Origin of the sequence: Pseudomonas sp. P7758 (assembly GCF_013386485.1) — a bacterium.
Taxonomy (GTDB): Bacteria; Pseudomonadota; Gammaproteobacteria; order Pseudomonadales; family Pseudomonadaceae; genus Aquipseudomonas.
In genome coordinates, this window is the sequence record NZ_JACARS010000002.1 from 1 (window position 1) to 17,534 (window position 17,534).

13 protein-coding genes are annotated in these 17,534 nt (G+C 62.3%); 3 read left to right on the forward strand and 10 right to left on the reverse strand.

Annotation, left to right across the window (positions count from 1 at the left end; genetic code table 11):
• Positions 1-41 precede the first annotated feature (41 nt).
• Positions 42-767: a dienelactone hydrolase family protein gene (locus HX873_RS00095; RefSeq protein WP_087695180.1), complete on the reverse strand. Its 726-nt coding sequence runs from the start codon at positions 765-767 to the stop codon at positions 42-44.
• 217 nt (positions 768-984) lie between these two features.
• Here HX873_RS00095 and HX873_RS00100 point away from each other — a divergent pair, with 217 nt between their 5' ends.
• Complete coding sequence (locus HX873_RS00100) at positions 985-2,292, forward strand: acetamidase/formamidase family protein (RefSeq protein WP_177122218.1); 1,308 nt, start codon at positions 985-987, stop codon at positions 2,290-2,292.
• Positions 2,293-2,298: 6 nt separating this feature from the next.
• Here HX873_RS00100 and HX873_RS00105 read toward each other — a convergent pair whose 3' ends face one another.
• Positions 2,299-3,318 carry a Glu/Leu/Phe/Val dehydrogenase dimerization domain-containing protein gene (locus HX873_RS00105; protein ID WP_010176963.1) on the reverse strand — a complete coding sequence of 340 codons (1,020 nt, stop codon included), beginning with the start codon at positions 3,316-3,318 and terminating at the stop codon, positions 2,299-2,301.
• A gap of 186 nt (positions 3,319-3,504) precedes the next feature.
• On the opposite strand from HX873_RS00105, the gene HX873_RS00110 reads away from it, so the two are divergent.
• Entirely contained in the window at positions 3,505-4,308 is an 804-nt protein-coding gene (locus tag HX873_RS00110) for a SirB1 family protein (protein ID WP_003212796.1), read from the forward strand.
• Here the strand turns inward: HX873_RS00110 and HX873_RS00115 are convergent.
• The 4 genes from HX873_RS00115 to hmgA all read right to left on the reverse strand — a co-directional run bounded on the left by HX873_RS00115 (position 4,232) and on the right by hmgA (position 9,004).
• Positions 4,232-5,617 (reverse strand): aromatic acid/H+ symport family MFS transporter, encoded by a 1,386-nt coding sequence (locus HX873_RS00115; RefSeq protein WP_102368147.1) that lies wholly within the window; start codon positions 5,615-5,617, stop codon positions 4,232-4,234. The genes HX873_RS00110 and HX873_RS00115 overlap by 77 nt on opposite strands.
• 165 nt (positions 5,618-5,782) lie before the next feature.
• On the reverse strand, positions 5,783-6,418 hold the full coding sequence (gene maiA / locus HX873_RS00120; RefSeq protein WP_177040115.1) for a maleylacetoacetate isomerase: 636 nt from the start codon (positions 6,416-6,418) through the stop codon (positions 5,783-5,785).
• Between the two features lie 12 nt (positions 6,419-6,430).
• Positions 6,431-7,717, reverse strand: coding sequence for a fumarylacetoacetase (gene fahA / locus HX873_RS00125; RefSeq protein WP_177122219.1), 1,287 nt, complete (start codon positions 7,715-7,717; stop codon positions 6,431-6,433).
• Between the two features lie 3 nt (positions 7,718-7,720).
• Complete coding sequence (hmgA, locus tag HX873_RS00130) at positions 7,721-9,004, reverse strand: homogentisate 1,2-dioxygenase (protein ID WP_177008196.1); 1,284 nt, start codon at positions 9,002-9,004, stop codon at positions 7,721-7,723.
• Positions 9,005-9,123: 119 nt separating this feature from the next.
• Between hmgA and HX873_RS00135 the strand changes: the two genes are divergently transcribed.
• The gene (locus HX873_RS00135; protein WP_003212804.1) at positions 9,124-9,912 is read left to right on the forward strand and encodes an IclR family transcriptional regulator; all 789 of its coding nucleotides are present in this window, start codon (positions 9,124-9,126) and stop codon (positions 9,910-9,912) included.
• A 155-nt stretch (positions 9,913-10,067) separates the two neighbouring features.
• Here the strand turns inward: HX873_RS00135 and HX873_RS00140 are convergent, their stop codons facing one another.
• The 4 genes from HX873_RS00140 to HX873_RS00155 form a co-directional block, all read right to left on the reverse strand.
• Positions 10,068-12,557 carry a LuxR C-terminal-related transcriptional regulator gene (locus tag HX873_RS00140; RefSeq protein WP_134325763.1) on the reverse strand — a complete coding sequence of 830 codons (2,490 nt, stop codon included), beginning with the start codon at positions 12,555-12,557 and terminating at the stop codon, positions 10,068-10,070.
• Between the two features lie 272 nt (positions 12,558-12,829).
• A complete protein-coding gene (locus HX873_RS00145; protein WP_003212808.1) occupies positions 12,830-14,197 on the reverse strand; it encodes a DUF1329 domain-containing protein in 1,368 nt (455 codons plus the stop codon).
• A 26-nt stretch (positions 14,198-14,223) separates the two neighbouring features.
• Positions 14,224-16,014 carry a DUF1302 domain-containing protein gene (locus HX873_RS00150; protein WP_177122220.1) on the reverse strand — a complete coding sequence of 597 codons (1,791 nt, stop codon included), beginning with the start codon at positions 16,012-16,014 and terminating at the stop codon, positions 14,224-14,226.
• A gap of 485 nt (positions 16,015-16,499) precedes the next feature.
• Positions 16,500-17,411 carry an SDR family oxidoreductase gene (locus tag HX873_RS00155; RefSeq protein ID WP_008438591.1) on the reverse strand — a complete coding sequence of 304 codons (912 nt, stop codon included), beginning with the start codon at positions 17,409-17,411 and terminating at the stop codon, positions 16,500-16,502.
• Positions 17,412-17,534 lie beyond the last annotated feature (123 nt).

Consider the following 17,534-nt stretch of genomic DNA (forward strand, 5'->3'; position numbering starts at 1 on the left):
CTCCCTCGCCACAGGTTATGCGTTGATGCCTTTCACATGTGTCATGCCTGCCACAAGGTCTTGCCGAAGAACGTCAACGTGCGGTCCCACGCCAGTTGCGACCAGGCGGCATCGTATTGCGTGTCTGCAATCCGACCATCACCAATCGCCGTCTCGTTGGCAAACGCATGGCGCGCCAGGTAGCGATGGAAAGTCGCGTCCACACCCGCAGCATGCAGTTTTGACTCCAGCTCCGCCACGGTGTCGATATTGAAGAAGGCATCCTGCGTGCCCCAATGCCCGATCAGCGGCGCCTTGATCTTCGAAGCATCCAGATACTCCAGCGGCGGGAAGCCGTACCACACCACGCCCGCCGCCACTTCCGGAATCGCGTTCAACGCCAGCAACGTCAACGCCCCGCCCATGCAGTAACCGGTCACACCAACTTTTTTCGAATCCGCCTGCAAGTACTGCACAGCACCCTTGATGTCCTGGGAAACCGCGTCACCAAAATCCAGCCCATCCATCAGGTGGTGAGCCTCTTCCTCTTCCACGGTCGACGCGCCGCGATAAAGGTCCGGCACCAACACGCGGTAACCGCATTCGGCCAGTCGATTGGCCACGCCCTTGATCTGATCGTTTACGCCCCACCATTCCTGGATCACCACGATCGCCGGCGCGCCTTCGAGTACCGCCGGGCTGGCCAGGTAGCCGTTGACGTCAGCGCCATCCGGGCGTTTGAAGGTAATCATGCGCCCGCTGGAGCGCCCTGCTGTTTGTTTGGACATGCCAACCTCGTTCTGGTGGGTTTGAAAAAGTAAGCCTGCAACAGAGATATCTGTATTTACCCGTGAACGCCACTGCGGGTGTATCAGAGTGTGTATGGATGCCCCTGAGATACACACGTACCGGCAATCGCGGCAGCGCGACACACGACAGATACACATCGGCGCTTAAGTGATGAAGCCTGTTCAACATTCAATCACCCAGGGCCCGGAAAATAAAATGAATAACCTCCCTTCTGTCGACCGTCTCACCGTCACCTCCTACACCAATGGGCTGCTCGGCCCCAGCCAGAAAATGCTCGGCCCGCTGGCCGACGGTGGCACCTTGATCACCGGCACCCCGCCCGGTTGCTGGGGCCCGATGATCACGCCGGCCTTTGAGGGTGGCCATGAAGTGACCCAGCCCGTGTTCATCGCCGGCGCCGACATCGGCGACGCGGTGGCGCTGAAGATCAAGCGCATGCGCGTCACCTCCCTGGCCACGTCCTCGGGGGTCATGAGTTTTGTCGAAGGGCGTTACCACGGCGACCCGTTCGTCGCGAAGTTCTGCTCCAACTGCGGGCAAGAGCATCCCGCCAGCCACGTCGAAGGCATTGGCGATGACGCCATTCGTTGCGATGCCTGTGGCGCCGAGGTCAGTGCGTTTCGTTTCAGCAATGGTTACGTGATCGTTCTGGATGCCGAGCATCAGGTGAGCCTGACGGTCAACCAGGCCGTGGCGGATCGCCTGGCCGGCAAGGCATCGGACCTGTCGGCGCAGCCCGAACTGTCTGCCCAGCACTCGATCCTGTCCCTGGCCCGCGCCGATATCCCGGGCCTGGCCGCGCATATGCGCCCATTCCTGGGCAACATCGGCACCACGCCTTCACGGGATCTGCCGGATTCCCACAACTGCGGCGACTTCGGCCAGTACCTGGTGGGCGCGCCCCATCGCTACAGCATGACCCACGATGAACTGCACGCCGCGAAAACCGATGGCCACATGGACACCAATTCCGTGCGCGAAGGCTGCATCCTGATCTGCCCGGTGAAGGTCCCCGGCGCCGGGGTGTACATGGGCGATATGCATGCTCAACAGGGCAATGGCGAAATTGCCGGGCATGCCACCGATGTGTCGGGGGAAACCGAACTGACGGTGCAGGTGATCAAGGGCCTGAGCCTGGACGGGCCGATCCTGCTGCAAAACCTCGATGACCTGCCGCCCATGGCGCGCCCGATGACCGCGGAGCAACGCCTGCGGGTGAAGGCACTGGGGGAGCGCTGGGGCCAGGTGGAGATCGAGGAGAACGCGCCCATCACCTTCATCGGCAGTGGGACCAATCTCAACGTCGCGACAGACAACGGACTGGAACGCGCAGCCGCCGTGACCGGGCTGCCGCTCGACGAAGTGCGCAACCGCGCGACCATCAACGGCTCGATTGAAATCAGCCGCCTGCCGGGAACCGTGCGGGTCACGATTCTGTGCCCGATGCACATCCTTGATCGTATGGGCGTGGGCCAACTGGCCCGGGAGAAATATCAGCTTTGACCCGCCTCAGCGGTACAGCAAGCGCTCCGCCAGCTCATCCGCTACCCGCGCGGGTGAGCGTTTTTCAGCCTGGGCATGGGCGAAGATTTCGGTCAGGCGCGTGCCGATGTTCGACAGGTGCGCGGTGATGGTTTCCAGCTCCGCGCCGCCGTGCTTGAGAGCCACGTAGATCAGCCCACCGGAGTTGATCACGTAGTCCGGCGCGTAAAGAATCCCACGGCCTTCCAACTGATCGGCCACTTGCAGGTTGGTCAGTTGCGCACTGGCGGAGCCGGCCACCGCTGCGCATCGCAACTGCGCGACCGTGTAGCGGTTGAACACCGCGCCCACACCGCAGGGCGCAAGGATATCGCATGGGGTGCTGAGCAAGGCTTCGTTGGCAATCGGGTGCGCACCCAGTTGCTCCATGGCCAGTTGCACCTTGCCGTGGTCGATGTCGCTCACCAGCAATTCAGCCCCGGCGGCGTGCAGTTGCTCGGCGAGGGCATAACCGACGTTGCCCAGGCCCTGGATCGCCACGCGCAGACCTTCCAGGTTATCGCTGCCCAGGCGAGCCATCGCGGTGGTGCGGATGCCGGCGAACACGCCCATCGCCGCGTGGGGCGAGGGATCGCCGGCCGCCGTGGTGCTGGTGACATAGCGGGTCTGCTGGGCGATGCAATCCATGTCGGCCACCGAGGTGCCGCTGTCGATGGCGGTGATGTAGCGGCCATCCAACTGCTCGATGCAGCGGCCGAAGGCTTCAAACAATGCCGCGCGGCTTTCCACATGGGCGGGGCGGATGATCACCGCATTGCCGCCACCCACCGGCAAACCGGCCAGCGCGGCCTTGTAGCTCATGCCCTGCGCCAGGCGCGCGGCATCCGCCACGGCACTTTCATCGTCGGGGTAAGAGAGGTAGCGGCAGCCTCCAAGGGCGGGACCCAGGCGGCTGTTGTGGATGGCAATGACCGCCTTCAACCCGGTGGCCGGGTCAACGCTCAGGTGCAGCGATTCAAGGCGGGTGCTGTGCATGAGCGCAAACATCGTCAAGCTCCCGAATCACTTCTGGTAGGCGCCAAGTATAGGACTGCCAGCGAAACCCTGCTGAAGCGCGCAGGAATAAGACCACCGGTTTTAAAGGGTTTGCGACATAAACAAGTAGGACCTGTCTTAAGGCACTGGACGAAAGTTCACAGCAAGGCTAAAACGAGACATCCGCCGGAGAACCCAATGAAGCCCCGCGACGCCTTTTTTGCCTGCCTGGAACGGTCACCGCCCGCGCTGTTTGAAGCCGCGCTGTGGATGGCGGCCGAGCACGACCCGGCGGTGGACCCCTTGGCCATCCTGCAGGACTTCAAGGTATTGCAGCAATTGGTCAGCCTCAGCATGCCGATGCTGCCGGCGGATGAACTCGGACAACCGTTGCTGCGGCGCATGAACGACCTGGGGTTCGCCCAGGATGACCACACCCCGCTGCGCCCCGCCGCCGCGCTGCTGGACAAGGTATTGAAGCGTAAACGCGGGCAGCCGCTGGCCTTGGGGCTGATTGCCCTGGAGCTGGCGCGGCGCCTGGACATCCCCTTGGTCGGCGTCAACTTCCCGGGGCACTTCCTGTTGCGCGTGCCGGGCGCCGATCACCTCCTCGACCCCTGCGGCGGCCGACGCCTGTACCCCAACGATTGCCGCGACCTGCTGACCCGCCAGTACGGGCCCAATCTCAAGTTGCAGGCCGACCACCTGCACACCGCCGAGCCGCGATCGATCCTGCAACGGCTGTCGCGTAATCTGCGCCAGTTGCACCTGTCCAACGACGACCACCTGGCGGCTCTGGTGGATGCCGAACGCGTGCTGGAGCTGGGCAATGCCAGCGCCGCCGATTACCTGGCCCGGGCCAGTTTGTATCAGCGCCTGGATTGCCCGAACGCCGAGCGTTTTGACCTGGAACACGCGTTGATGCTCAGCGAAGACCCGATCCAGCGTCTACGCCTGACCGAACGGCTGGGGCATTTGCCGCCGAACTCTGTGGTGCATTGACTGGCGAGCGCACCTGGATAATCAACAACGCCGCTATCACCGCCGGAATCGCGCAGAAGAAGAAAATCTGCTGCACCGGTATGTGCATCGCCAGCAGCAGGCTGCCGAACAGCGGCCCCAGGATCGACCCGAACCGCCCGACACCCAGTGCCCAGCCTGTACCGGTGGCCCGCACGTGAGCCGGGTAGAAGTTACTGGCGAACGCGTTCAGGGTCAGTTGACCGCCGATGATGCAGAAGCCCGCCGCAAACACGCAGGCCACCAGATAGCGCGGATTGTCGTGATTCAGCCCCAGCAGGATGGTGCACACCGCAGCCGCTGCCAGCACGCCGGACAGTAGGCGCACTTTGCTTTTGAGCCGGTCGGCAATCCAGGCCATGCCGATGGCGCCCAAGGTCCCGGCGAACAGGAACATCGAGGTCACCAGATTGGCTTCGTTCAGGCCCAAACCGCTTTCCAGCAACAGCGAAGGCAGCCAGCTGATCATGAAATACAGCAGGATCAGGCTGACAAAAAACGTCGCCCACAGCAGCAAGGTCGGGCGCGCATAACCATGGCGGAACAGCTCCACCACCGTCAGTTTGCTGCCTTGCTCCTGGCGGTTTTCAGCCTCGCTCGCTGGCGGCGGTTGCCAGCCTGGCAGCATTCGCGCGGTGACTTTTTGCAGGCGCGCATACGGCGGTGCATCACGCAGCAGGCGTGGCAGGGATTCGGGCAACATCCAGGCAAGAAACGGAAACAACAGCAATGGCGTCACACCACCGGCGAGGAACACCGCCTGCCAGCCGAAGCTGTCGATAAACCCGGCCGCGACAAAACCACCGGCCGCACCGCCGAAAGAGAAGCCACAGGCGGCGAGCGTCACCATCAATGTTCGCAGGCGGGGTGGTGAGTATTCCGACATCAAGGCCATGGCGCTGGGCATTGCACCGCCCATGCCGATGCCGCAGATAAAGCGGGCGGCCATCAAGGTATTGAGAGAGTTGGCGAACACCATCAGCACCGTGAGGCTGGCGTAGATCAACACACAGCACAGCAGGATGCGCCGCACCCCGAAGCGATCCGCCAGCGGCGTGACGGCCAGGGAGCCCAGCGTCAGCCCCAGCAGGTTGGCGCTGAACACCGGGCCGAACGCGGCTTTTTCCAGGCCCCAGTCCTTGGCCAGCGCCGGTACTACGTAGCCCAGGACCTGGGCGTCGTAGCCGTCGGTGACCAGCAACAGTGCCAGCAACAGGAGAATCAACCACTGATAGCGCGACACCGGACGGGCGTCGAGTGCCGCACGAAAGCTGGCAATCTGATTGTGCATCGCAAGGGACCTGTATTGTTTTTATATATTTTGGACACGCTGAAAATCACATGTGGGAGCGGGCTTGCTCGCGAAAGCGGTATGCCAGTCAATACATCTGCTGACTGATACACCGTATTCGCGAGCAAGCCCGCTCCCACATTTGGCCGGTGTGAGCCTGGAGATTTATGGGGTATCCGGTTGGTTGGCGGGATGAGCCGCCATGAACGCCGGATGCTGCGCCGCCAACCCCGCCACCCGCTGAATGCGCGGGTATGCCGCCAGCGACACCTTGAACCGCTCGGCCGCATACAACTGAGGAATCAAGAACGTATCCGCCATCCCCGGCTGCTCGCCAAAGCAGTAACCCTGATCACCAATCAACTGCTCAACCGCCGCCAGGCCCTGGCTGATCCAGTGCCCGATCCACTCCAGCACCTGCGCTTCATCGTGCCCCCATTGCTTGAGCAGGTTCTGGGTACTGGAGTTGTGCAGCGGATGAATGTCGCAACCGATGATCGACGCCACCGCGCGCTCATGGGCGCGGGTCGCCAAATCCCTGGAGAGCAACGGCACCTGTGGATAACGTTCCTCCAGGTACTCGATGATCGCCGGTGACTGAATTAACACATCACCATCATCAGTGCGCAAGGCCGGCACACGCCCCTGCGGGTTGATCGCCAGGTACTCCGGCTGATGGTTGGCGCCGCCCTTGGGCACCAGCAGGTTGACCGGCACGGCGGTGAAGTCCAGGCCCTTGAGGGCCAGCGCGATCCGCACCCGGTAGGACGAAGTGGAGCGGTAGTAGGTATAGAGTTCCATGGCCCTGCCCTCTCAGCGCGCCGCGACCACGGTACCCCGGCATTCGCCGAAGCCGATGGAGGCAAACCCGTCGCGGGTGCAGCGGGCACGCAGGATGATTTCGTCGCCGTCTTCGAGGAACTTACGCACTTCGCCGGAGGCCAGTTCGATCGGCTTTTTACCGCCCTCGGTGATTTCCAGCAGGCTGCCGAATTGCCCGGCTTCCGACCCCGACAAGGTGCCCGAACCGAACAGGTCACCCGCCTGCAACTGGCAGCCGTTGACGCTGTGGTGCGCAACCATTTGCGCGACGGTCCAGTACATGTGTTGGGTGTTGCTCAGGGTCAGGCGATGGGCCGGCAGGTTCTGCTCGCGCATCGAGGCGGTGGTCAGCAGCACTTCCAGTTCGATATCAAAACCACCGGCAGCCTGGTCGCGCTTGTCCAGCAGGTATGGCAGCGGTTGTGGGTCGCCTTCAGGGCGCACCGGTTGTGCCTTGCGGAACGGTTCCAGGGCTTCAGCCGTCACCACCCATGGCGAAATGCTGGTGATGAAACTCTTCGACAGGAACGGGCCCAGCGGCTGGTATTCCCAGGCCTGGATATCCCGCGCCGACCAGTCGTTGAGCAGGCAGAACCCGGCGATGTGATCAGCCGCGTCGCCGATGGCAATCGAGTCGCCCATGGCATTGCCCTGGCCGATCCAGATGCCCAGCTCCAGCTCGTAGTCCAGGCGAGCGCAAGGGCCGAAGGTCGGCTCGGTCTGGCCGGCTGGCAGGGTCTGGCCTTTCGGGCGGCGGACCTCGGTGCCCGACGGGCGAATCGTCGACGCGCGGCCGTGGTAACCGATCGGCACATACTTGTAGTTGGGCAGCAGCGGGTTGTCCGGGCGGAACAGCTTGCCGACGTTTTGCGCGTGCTCGATGCCCACGTAGAAGTCGGTGTAGTCGTTGATCCTGGCCGGCAGGTGCATTTGGCAATCGGCAGCCGGGCGCAGCGCAGCTTGCAGTTTGCCTTGCTGTTCGCTGCCTTCGGCCAACAGTTCCAGCAGGCGTTCTCGCAGGGCCACGCGCGGGCCACGGCCGAGTTCGAAAAATGCGTTCAGTTGGCCGCCGGCGGTGGCTTCAACGGCCCGGCGGGCTTCGCCTTCAAAGCATTCCAGCGCGGCGTGCAGATCAAGAATCTGCTCGCCAATCGCCACGCCACTGCGCGGTGCCGAGCCATTAACGCTGAACACCCCCAACGGCAGGTTTTGCAGCGGGAAATCCCGGTGACCGTTGGCGGAAACCACCCAACTGCGGGTGAGATTAGGCTGAGTCATGGGTTATCTCCGATTCGGGTTGAAGGTTGCAGGGAGCGAGGCCCAGCAAGCGTCGTAGGAAGGTTGCAGCTGCGGGCATTCCAGCGCGAACTGTGTAGGACGCAGCACCTGGCTGGTCTCGAACATGAACGCCATGGTGTTATCAATCTTGTGGGGCTCAAGCGTCGCGTTGATGGCTTTGGTGCAAGTCTCGCCATCCGGGCCGTGGGCGCTCATGCAGCTGTGCAACGACGCGCCGCCGGGCACGAAGCCTTCAGCCTTGGCGTCGTAGGCACCCTGGATCAGGCCCATGTATTCGTTCATCAGGTTGCGGTGGAACCACGGTGGCCGGAAGGTGTTTTCGGCGACCATCCAGCGGGGCGGGAAGATCACGAAGTCGAGGTTGGCCAGGCCGTGCACGCTGGTGGGCGAGGTCAATACGGTGAAGATCGAGGGGTCCGGGTGATCGAAGCTCACGGTGCCGATGGTGTTGAAACGACGCAGGTCGTATTTGTACGGCACGTTGTTGCCGTGCCACGCCACCACGTTCAGCGGCGAATGGTCGAGCTGGCAGCCCCACAGTTCACCGAGGAATTTCTGCACCAGCGTGGTCGGTTGCTTGAGGTCTTCGTAATGGGCGACCGGCGTGAGGAAATCCCGTGGGTTGGCCAGGCCGTTGCTGCCGATAGGACCAAGGTCCGGCAGGCGCAGTGGCGCGCCATGGTTCTCGGCGACGTAACCGCGGGCCTGGGCATCCAGCAGTTCGACGCGGAATTTCAGGCCGCGGGGCAGCACGACGATTTCCAGTGGCTCGACTTCCAGCACACCCAGTTCGGTCGCAATGCGCAGGCGGCCCTGCTCGGGAACGATCAACAGTTCGCCGTCCGCGTTGAAGAACACGCGGTCCATCGAACGGTTGGCGCGGTAGTTGTAGATGCTGATGCCCGAGGGTTTTTCCGATCCGGAATTGGCGACCATGCCTACAAGGCCATCGATGAAATCTGTCGGCTCACCCGGAATATCCAGCGGGTTCCAGCGCAGGCGGTTGGGCGTCACAGCGCCCAGCGGTCCACCGGCCAATTGCCGTTCCAGCTTGACGAACGCCGGGTGATTGGCCGACGGCTGGATGCGGTACAACCAGGTGCGCCGGGCTTCGCTGCGGGCCATGGTGAAGGCGGTGCCGGAGAAGAGTTCGGTGTACAGCCCGTAGGGCGCTTTCTGCGGGGCGTTCTGGCCGACGGGCAATGCACCGGGCAAGGCTTCAGTGGCAAATTCATTGCCAAAACCCGATTGGTATTCGAGGGTCATGGATCATCCTCTGAGCGGAAGTTGTTTTTATCGTAATCCAGTTACGCATAACGTAATTTGATACCTGTTGACCGTCAAGCTATAAAGACGCCCATTCGTCTTTCGGATTCATGCCCTCCATGGAAAAGCCGCCCGCCCCCCGCGACACCGGTAAACAGAAAGTCCGCTCGGCTGAAGTGGGCACCGACATCCTCAAGGCCCTGGCTGAACTGTCGCCGGCCACCTCGTTGTCGCGTCTGGCCGAGCACGTGCAAATGCCAGCGAGCAAGGTCCACCGTTATTTGCAGGCGCTGATTGCCTCGGGTTTTGCCGAACAGAACACCGCCACCAACCATTACGGCCTGGGCCGCGAAGCCTTGCGCGTGGGGCTGGCCGCGCTGGGCAGCATGGACGTGCTGAAAGTCGCCGCCCTGCCCCTGGCGGAACTGCGGGATGAGTTGAATGAAACCTGCTTCCTGGCCGTCTGGGGTAACCAGGGCGCGACGGTGGTGCATATCGAGCCGGCGGTGCGCGCGGTGACGGTGGTCACGCAATTGGGCTCGGTGTTGCCGTTGCTCAGTTCGTCCACCGGGCTGGTGTTCAGCGCGTTCCTGCCGTCGCGGGAAACCGTGGAGTTGCGCGAGCGGGAGATTCAGGCGGGCGTTGCCCATGCGTTGGCGGATGACCAAACCTACGCCACCACCTGCGAACAGATCCGCCAGCGCGGCTTGCACTTTGTGCATGGTTTGCTGATGCCGGGTGTGGACGCGTTGTCGGCGCCGGTGTTCAACGCGGTCGGGCAAGTGGCGGCGGTGTTGACCGTGGTGGGGCCGACGTCGCTGTTCCATGCCGATGAAGACGGCCCGGCGGCGAAGCGTTTGCTGGCGGCGACCCAGGCGGTGAGTTGGCGCATGGGTTATCAGCCGTAACGCTCAGTATCAGGCACCCAACAGAACAAAATGTGGGAGCGGGCTTGCTCGCGAATGCAGTCTGTCAGTTAAAGCATCAGTGACTGATACACCGCATTCGCGAGCAAGCCCGCTCCCACATTTGATCTTCATTGTTTGACGAATAGTGCATGGCTTCAAGCCATCAAGCCCAGCGTCTTGGCCTTGGCCACCGCCTGGGTACGCCGCTCCACCCCCAACTTGCTGTGAATCCTCCGCGCATGGGTTTTTACCGTGTGCAGCGAGATAAACAATTGGCTGGCAATTTCCAGATTGGAATTGCCCTGGGCAATCAGTTGCAGCACCTCAAGCTCGCGCTGGCTCAGGGGATTTTCCCCCGCCGCCGCCGGGCATTCCTGCGGCTCCAGCCCCAACGCACTCAACAACCCCGGTTGCCTGAGGCGCAGCTCGCGAATCGCCTGCTGTACCTGGCAACGCCCCGCCAGTTCCAATCCGGCTTCCAGCGAGCGCACGGCCAACGGGCGATCGCCGACTTGCCAGGCCACTTCCCCCAGCACCAAGTGCAACTCCGCTTCCAGGCACAGCATGCCCCGCTGACGGGCGGCCTCCAGTAACGCACTCAGGCGGGCGACAGGCTCTTCGGCGCGATGCAATTTCACTTCGGCCAGCACCTGCAAATATTCAAGCCTGGGGATCAACTCCAGGGTGGCCGGCGGTGCTTGTTTCGCCTTGGGGCCACGGTAGTGCCGCAGCACCCGGGTCACCGCCTCCAGGGTCAGTTCGGCGCGACCCTGTTGCAGCCAGAAATGCCCGCTGAGCAACAGCAATACGGCGCGATAGACGGTGTCGGGCACCTGGCGTTGCTGCATCAGGCGCTCAGCGTCGCGCAACTGGATAAACGCCTGGGCGTAATCGCCCTTGTTGGCGGCCAATAGCGCCAGTCCCAGGTAGCCGTAGAGCACGCGTTTGTCCTGGCTGTGCAGGCACATGCCCAGGCCGGATTCGAAGCATTCGGCGGCCACGGCGTCGTGGCCCTGGCGCAGCGCCAGGTGCCCACGTCGCAAGCAAATCCGCCCCATCAACGGCCCGGCTTTAAGCCGCTGTTGCACCAGCATGCGCTGCACATTTTCCAGCAGGCTCTGGGCCCGATACGGCGCGCCGCGCTGCTCCAGCAACTGCGCATGATCGAGCTCCAACAATGCCTCCAACAGCAGTGAGCCGTGGGAGCGCGCCAGGCACAACGCCTCGCGGTTCAGCGCCTGGGCCACATCCAGCTCGCCACGCAGCAAGGCTTGCTGGGTCAGGCCCGACAGGCACATCAGGCGCGACGTCCAGGCGCTCTCGGGCAAGTCTTGCAGGGCTTCGAGAAAATGTTCCCGGGCCCGTGCGGCTTCGCCGCCCAGATGCAACAGCCAACCCCATTGCGCCTGCCAGCGGGCCAGCAGATAACGCTGCAGGTGCGCGGTCGGTTGCGGAGTGAAACGCGCCAGTTGGTCAATGCACAACGCCGCCTGGTCGAAACGCCCGGCAAACAGCAACGCCGCCGTTACCAAGCCCACCAGTTGCGCCGAGCCCAGCATCAATTCATCACCATGCTGCTCATGCAGGCGCAACAACAGCACCGCGTTTTGCTGGCGGAACAGGTCTTCAAAACTGAAGTGCTGCAACAGGCTCACAGCCACTTCGTACTCTTCGGCCTGCAACGCTTGCTCAAACGCTGCTTGCCAGTCCTCGGCGGCGGTAAACCATTGGCACGCGCGCCGGTGCCAGGAGCGCCTGGCTGGCCAGGGTTCGGCGCGCATCAGTTGGGCCAGTGGCGGGAAGACTTGCAGCCAGTCGGTGGACTCTTCCCAGGGCTCGATAAAGGCGCCCAGCGTCTGCAAGTCTCGCAGGTAGTCGCCACCGTCACCAAAGCCGAACAGGTGGTCACACAAGCTCGGGTTGAAGCGTGGCAGGTGCGCGAGCACGCGCCAGGCCTCAGCCAATTCCGGCGCCAGGCCCGTGAACAGTTCGTGTTGCAGGTAGTCGAGCAAGGTTTTGTCCGGGTGCCCGTCGCCTTCAAGCAATCCGATACGCACTCCGGCGCACCAGCCGGCGCTGAACTGCAATACCTTGTCGGCGCTGGGCCCGGCCAAGTGCTGGATTTCGCTGGGGTCAAACGCCAACTCGGCAGCGCTGCATTCCCACAGTTCATCATCAAGCAACAGCCTGGGCCAGTTGCAGGCCGGCCGCCGCCGCGCGCCGATCCACCAGGTCAAGGCCGGGCTGCTGGCGGCCAGGATGCGGTCAAGCAACCCATCCAGTTCAGGCGCCGGCACGCGGCAGAAGTCATCGAGAAACAACCAGGCCGGCGCTTGCCAGCGGTTCAGGGCCAGCAGCAACGTGGGCTCATCAACAAAGTCGAGGCCAAGGCTTTGCGCCAGGCGCTGACACAAATCCGAGGCCACGCCATTCAGCGGCAACCAGTACACCTGGCACTGCGAAGGCGCCTGCAACGCGCACTCGGCGAGCAATGCACTCTTGCCACTGCCGGCCGGGGCGCAGAGCAACTTCACCCGTGCCGTGGCGTTGAGCAGCGGCACGGCCAGGCGCGGGCGCAACAGATGATGGGGAGACAAGCGTGGCATGAATCCAGGACGATCCAGACAACGGGTCATGGCGGTCATTACTGCGTCCCTGTTTTTTATTATTAGGCGGCGTGCGCCCTACCCTAGTCCTGTGGCTGGCGGTTGTTGAGGAGTATTCAGCAGGCTGATTGGCGGGCATAAAAAAGCCGGGAGCCAAAAGGCCACCCAGCACTCGTTCTAAAGGTGGAACACCGTAAATGTGGGAGCGGGCTTGCTCGCGAAGGCGGTGTATCAGTCACTGATGCTTTAACTGACAGACCGCCTTCGCGAGCAAGCCCGCTCCCACAGTTTCATCGCATTTCAATCAGGTTTTAGCGCACGCCTTCCGAGCGCAATGCTGCCGGCGTGTAGTCGGCCGCCTTGGCCGCAAAGCCGAACACAAAGCTGCTCTTCTCTTCGTTCTTCATGCCCAGGGCGATGTAGCGCCCGGCGATGATGTCGTACAGGGTTTCGACGGTGTAGGCCGGCACCTGATGGTCGTAGTAGAACTGCGCGTGACCTTCAGCAACACGCCACAGCTGGCCGCGGCCGTCGTAGTGGTCCACCAGCGCCACCTGCCAGCTGTCTTCGTCGATGTACATGTGGCGCTTGGCGTAGATGTGCCGCTCGCTCGGCTTGACCGTGCCGATCACTTCCCAGACCCGGTGCAGCTCGTAGCGGGTCAGGTCCTGGTTGATGTGGCCGGCCTTGATGATGTCGTCGTACTTGAGAGTCGGCGAATCGAGCTTGTAGCTGTTGTAGGGAATGTACATCTCCTTCTTGCCCACCAGCTTCCAGTCGTAGCGGTCGGGGGCGCCGGAGAACATGTCGAAGTTATCCGAGGTGCGCAGGCCGTCGGCCGCAGTGCCCGGCCCGTCGTAGGCCACTTGCGGCGCACGGCGTACCCGGCGCTGGCCGGCGTTGTAGACCCAGGCCAGGCGCGGTTCCTTCACCTGGTCGAGCGTCTCATGCACCAACAGTACGTTGCCGGCCAGGCGCGCCGGGGCGGTCACCGATTGTTTGAAGAAGGTCAGTACGTTGGCGCCCTTGACCGGGTCCATGTCCGGGATCAGTTGCGGCACGGCCACTTCTTCCTCGAAACGGATCGGCGTGTAGCTGCCGTTGGTTTGCGGCGTGGCCTGGGTAATGATGCGGCGCAGGTTGCCGCCGTGGTAACGGGTGATGTGGTTCCACAGCACCTCAACGCCGTTCTTCGGAATCGGGAACGCGTAGTAGCGGTTGCCGGTGAAGTTCTCCAGGCCATTGCCGTCGTTGATCGCATGCACGTTGAGCGCGCTGCGCTTGATCGACTCGTAGATCTCCGGCGGCAGGTTGACCGTGCGGTGGGTCGGGTACACGGGGATCTTGTAGGTTTGCGGGTAGCGCTTGAACATCGCCACCTGGCCTTCGGAGAGTTTGTCCTTGTACTTGTCGACCGTGGCGGCGGTGATCACGAACAGCGGCTTTTCATTGGCAAACGGGTCAGCGAGGAAGCCTTTGCTGTCCACCGCCCCGGCGTTTTTCGGGATACCACCGGTCCATGCCGGGATCGAACCATCGGCGTTACCGGCCTTCTCGGCGCCCACCGGGGTCAGGGTAGTGCCGAGCTTGGCCGCTTCTTCCGGCGACACTGCGGCCATCACGTTGGCGGCCAACAGGCTCAGGGCCAACACCCCGCATTGCAGAATCATTTTGCGCATAGTCTCTTGTCCTTACTTAAGCCAAATCAGAAGTTCACGCCAAAGCTGAGGGCGATGAAGTCGCGGTCGGTGAGGGTGTTGTAGTCACCGCCAAAAAAGTCGGTGTAGCTCAGGCTCGCGGTGTAGGTGTTGCGGTAGTCCGCATCCACGCCGACGCTGATGGCCTTGGCGCCTTCGTTGAACAGGCCGTTGGGGCCGTAGCCGCTGACGTCCTGGGACCACGACACGTTGGGCTTGAGGTTGACCCCGGCGAATACGTTGTTGTAATCGAGGATGGCCCGGGCGCGATAACCCCAGGAGTTGGCCGTGACAAACCCATCGGTGTCGCCGCCGAACCCGTACTGGCCGTAGACCGAGTCACGGCCATAACGCAGCTTGGATTTCGCCTCCAGCCCGCCGACGTGCACAAAGGCCGCCTCGCCCACCAGGGTCAGGCGTTCGGCGCCCAGTACCTGGTCGAAGAATTGGGTCATGGTGCTCTGGATCTGGGTGATTTCCTTGCGGCGGTAGCCGGCGTTGTCGGCACCGAAGGAACTGCTGATCGGTGAAGCGGCGTTGCCGGCAATCGGGTTGACCAGGGCCAGCGTCAGGTCGGTGGTGTTGAGTTGTACGGGAGCATTCGGGCGGTAGCTGATTTCGCCGGTCCAGGCGGTGCCGGTGGGCAAGGTGGTGGAGAAACTGGCACCGAACAGGCGGATATTTTCCGGGTAGTCGAGGTAATACTGGCCGCGACCGAGCATCGTGCTTTGCGCCAGGCCGGCCCCGGTACCCGGGGCGATCCCGTTGGCCGCGTTGGCAATAGCGCCAATGGTTGCCAGGTTGGTGTTGGCGGTGATGGTACCGACGGTGGGCGTGCGGCTGTGATAGTTCATGAAGTACAGGCCGTACTCGGTGTCATCTCCCAGCCAGCGCAACGCCATGCCGAACTGGCCGCCATCGCGCGCCTCGCGGTCTTTTGCACGCTGCACCACTACGCCTTCTTTCGTAACCTGGAAGCCCTGGCCAAACGCCGCCGCTACCGGTTGCAATGGTGCAATCGCCGGGCTGCCGACGGTGTAGTTGCCGTTGCAGCCATGGGCCACCACGTCGTTACCGAAGAAGGTGCCGCAGTTGTCCACCACGGTGTTTTCCCAGTTCAACTGGTAGAAACCTTCCACGCTCAACTGGTTGGTGAGGCTTTGGGAGGCGAACACCATGTTGACCGGAATCAGGCCCTCCTTGATCTCGGCGCCAGGGCGGCGGAACGCGGAAACGTCGATGGGGTTGATGCTGTTGATGGAGTTGCCGATGAACGTACTTTCCCCCCAACTGACCACCTGTTTACCGACGCGCACGTTGCCCGGCAAATCGCCGATGGAATAGTTGTGATAGACAAATGCATCGAGTAATTCGTAGCCGGAAGAGCGCGCGCCTTCGTCGCGGTGGTTATTGCTGATCTGCTTGAATTCGCGGTCTTCGTCCTGCAGTTCGAAGTCGTACCAGTACTTGCCGCGCACGAACACGCCGCTGTCGCCGTACTTGAGTTCCAGGTCGTGGATGCCCTTGAAGATCTTGGAGAAGGTCTCACCCTTCTTGAAGTTCAGGCGACCATCATCGCCGGTGGAAGCCTGGCCCGTTCCGCCGTTGGGAATGCCCACCAGCTTCTTGTCGGCATCGCGCATGCCCCAGCTGGCACCGACCGACAGCGAGGAATCGAATTGCCCTTCGATCTCGCCGATGTTGAACGAAACAGCCTGCGCCTGGGCACAGCAACCCAAAGCAACCGCAGCGGCCAGCGCCTGTGGCCTGAAGATGGCGCGCATTTTTGTTTTTGTCATGCGTCTTCCCCGGTGGTGTGACAGAAGGCCCCACCCTACTGCCCGCGATCAAGAGCGATAAGCGCACCAAGGAGGTATTCGTGTTGTCGCTCGAAAGGATGAGAGGGCGCTCTGGCCGGGGTCTTGGAGAGGCCATGGACGAGATGGATGAAGGATTATCAGGAGGATGGATGAGGTGTTATTGCCACTGTTGCGGGTTTGGTAACAGTCCTTGTCTCGAATCGCTATTTTTCATTTTGTAACAAAAGCCTATTCTTGCCTGGCTTTCAGGGCAAACCGCCCGCTTCCAGAACCTGGAGGAGCAGCCAGTTTTTTATGGATTGATCAATATTTTCAATCTGTTACCGGTGTTCACTGACGTTGATTTATTGCTCCTTGATCAAACGTCTTACTTCAGCCGCTGCCTTTGCAGCGGCTTTTTTTATGCCTAAAATAAAGCGGGGCGCCATGGCGCCCCGCTTGATTAAAACTTTTTCACGTAATGATCACAGGCTGTACTTCTGCAGGTTGGCCATCATCTCCTTCAAGGCCTCGATGTTGTCCTTGGGGTGAGCGGCCCCGTCGAAGTCACAGATTTGCTGCCAGTGGGCGGCGACATCATCCGGGGAGAACCCGGCTTCAGGGTCGAACCCCACCCCCAGGCTGCGCTCCCAGCGGGTCTTGCCGATCCAGCCGCCGCCCACCTCAAACAGCCCGGAGGTTTCCTGACACGCCTCGCTGCCAAGGTACACCACCAGCGGGCTGATCAATTCCGGCTTGAGGCGTTCGAAGACTTGCGGCGGGATCAGGCCTTCGGTCATACGTGTACCGCCGGTGGGGGCGATGGCGTTGACCAGGATGTTGTTCTTGCGGCCTTCCAGCGCCAGGGTGCGGGTCAGGCCGTACAGGCCGAGCTTGGCCATGCCGTAGTTGGACTGGCCGAAGTTGCCGTAGATACCGGAGGTGGAGGCGGTGAAGATCACCCGGCCGTAGGCTTGTTCACGCAGGTGGGGCCAGGCGGCGCGGGTGACTTTGTAGGCGCCTTCGACGTGTACGCGGTAGACCAGGTCCCAGTCGCTGTCTTCCATTTTGTGGAAGGTTTTGTCCCGCAGGATCCCGGCGTTGTTGACCACGACGTCGATGCGGCCGAAGGCGTCGAGGGCGTTCTGGACGATTTTGTCGCCGTCGGTGACGGAGTCGTGGTTGGCTTCGGCGATACCGCCGGCCTCGCGGATTTCGGCGACGACGCGGTCGGCCGCCGAGGCGTTGGCGCCTTCGCCCTGGGTTGAGCCGCCAAGATCGTTGACCAGCACTTTGGCGCCGTGTCTGGCGAACAGGAGTGCGTGGGCGCGGCCTAGTCCGCCGCCGGCACCGGTGACGATCACGACCTTGTCTTGGAACTGCACAGGCTCACTCATTGGGGACTCCAGGGGTGGTTAGGGGTGGATGGGTTGAGTGTCAGGCACGGGGCCTGGGGTCACAATAAATACGGCTGGGGGTGAATGGTGCGCGATAAGGCTGGGGGATGATTGGTGTGGGGT

What these genes read in the sequence shown, in the direction of transcription:
- HX873_RS00095 (WP_087695180.1), bottom strand. Translation starts at nt 767, where the DNA reads ATGTCCAAACAAACAGCAGGGCGCTCCAGCGGGCGCATGATTACCTTC.
- HX873_RS00100 (WP_177122218.1), top strand. Translation starts at nt 985, where the DNA reads ATGAATAACCTCCCTTCTGTCGACCGTCTCACCGTCACCTCCTACACC.
- HX873_RS00105 (WP_010176963.1), bottom strand. Translation starts at nt 3,318, where the DNA reads ATGTTTGCGCTCATGCACAGCACCCGCCTTGAATCGCTGCACCTGAGC.
- HX873_RS00110 (WP_003212796.1), top strand. Translation starts at nt 3,505, where the DNA reads ATGAAGCCCCGCGACGCCTTTTTTGCCTGCCTGGAACGGTCACCGCCC.
- HX873_RS00115 (WP_102368147.1), bottom strand. Translation starts at nt 5,617, where the DNA reads ATGCACAATCAGATTGCCAGCTTTCGTGCGGCACTCGACGCCCGTCCG.
- maiA (WP_177040115.1), bottom strand. Translation starts at nt 6,418, where the DNA reads ATGGAACTCTATACCTACTACCGCTCCACTTCGTCCTACCGGGTGCGG.
- fahA (WP_177122219.1), bottom strand. Translation starts at nt 7,717, where the DNA reads ATGACTCAGCCTAATCTCACCCGCAGTTGGGTGGTTTCCGCCAACGGT.
- hmgA (WP_177008196.1), bottom strand. Translation starts at nt 9,004, where the DNA reads ATGACCCTCGAATACCAATCGGGTTTTGGCAATGAATTTGCCACTGAA.
- HX873_RS00135 (WP_003212804.1), top strand. Translation starts at nt 9,124, where the DNA reads ATGGAAAAGCCGCCCGCCCCCCGCGACACCGGTAAACAGAAAGTCCGC.
- HX873_RS00140 (WP_134325763.1), bottom strand. Translation starts at nt 12,557, where the DNA reads ATGACCGCCATGACCCGTTGTCTGGATCGTCCTGGATTCATGCCACGC.
- HX873_RS00145 (WP_003212808.1), bottom strand. Translation starts at nt 14,197, where the DNA reads ATGCGCAAAATGATTCTGCAATGCGGGGTGTTGGCCCTGAGCCTGTTG.
- HX873_RS00150 (WP_177122220.1), bottom strand. Translation starts at nt 16,014, where the DNA reads ATGACAAAAACAAAAATGCGCGCCATCTTCAGGCCACAGGCGCTGGCC.
- HX873_RS00155 (WP_008438591.1), bottom strand. Translation starts at nt 17,411, where the DNA reads ATGAGTGAGCCTGTGCAGTTCCAAGACAAGGTCGTGATCGTCACCGGT.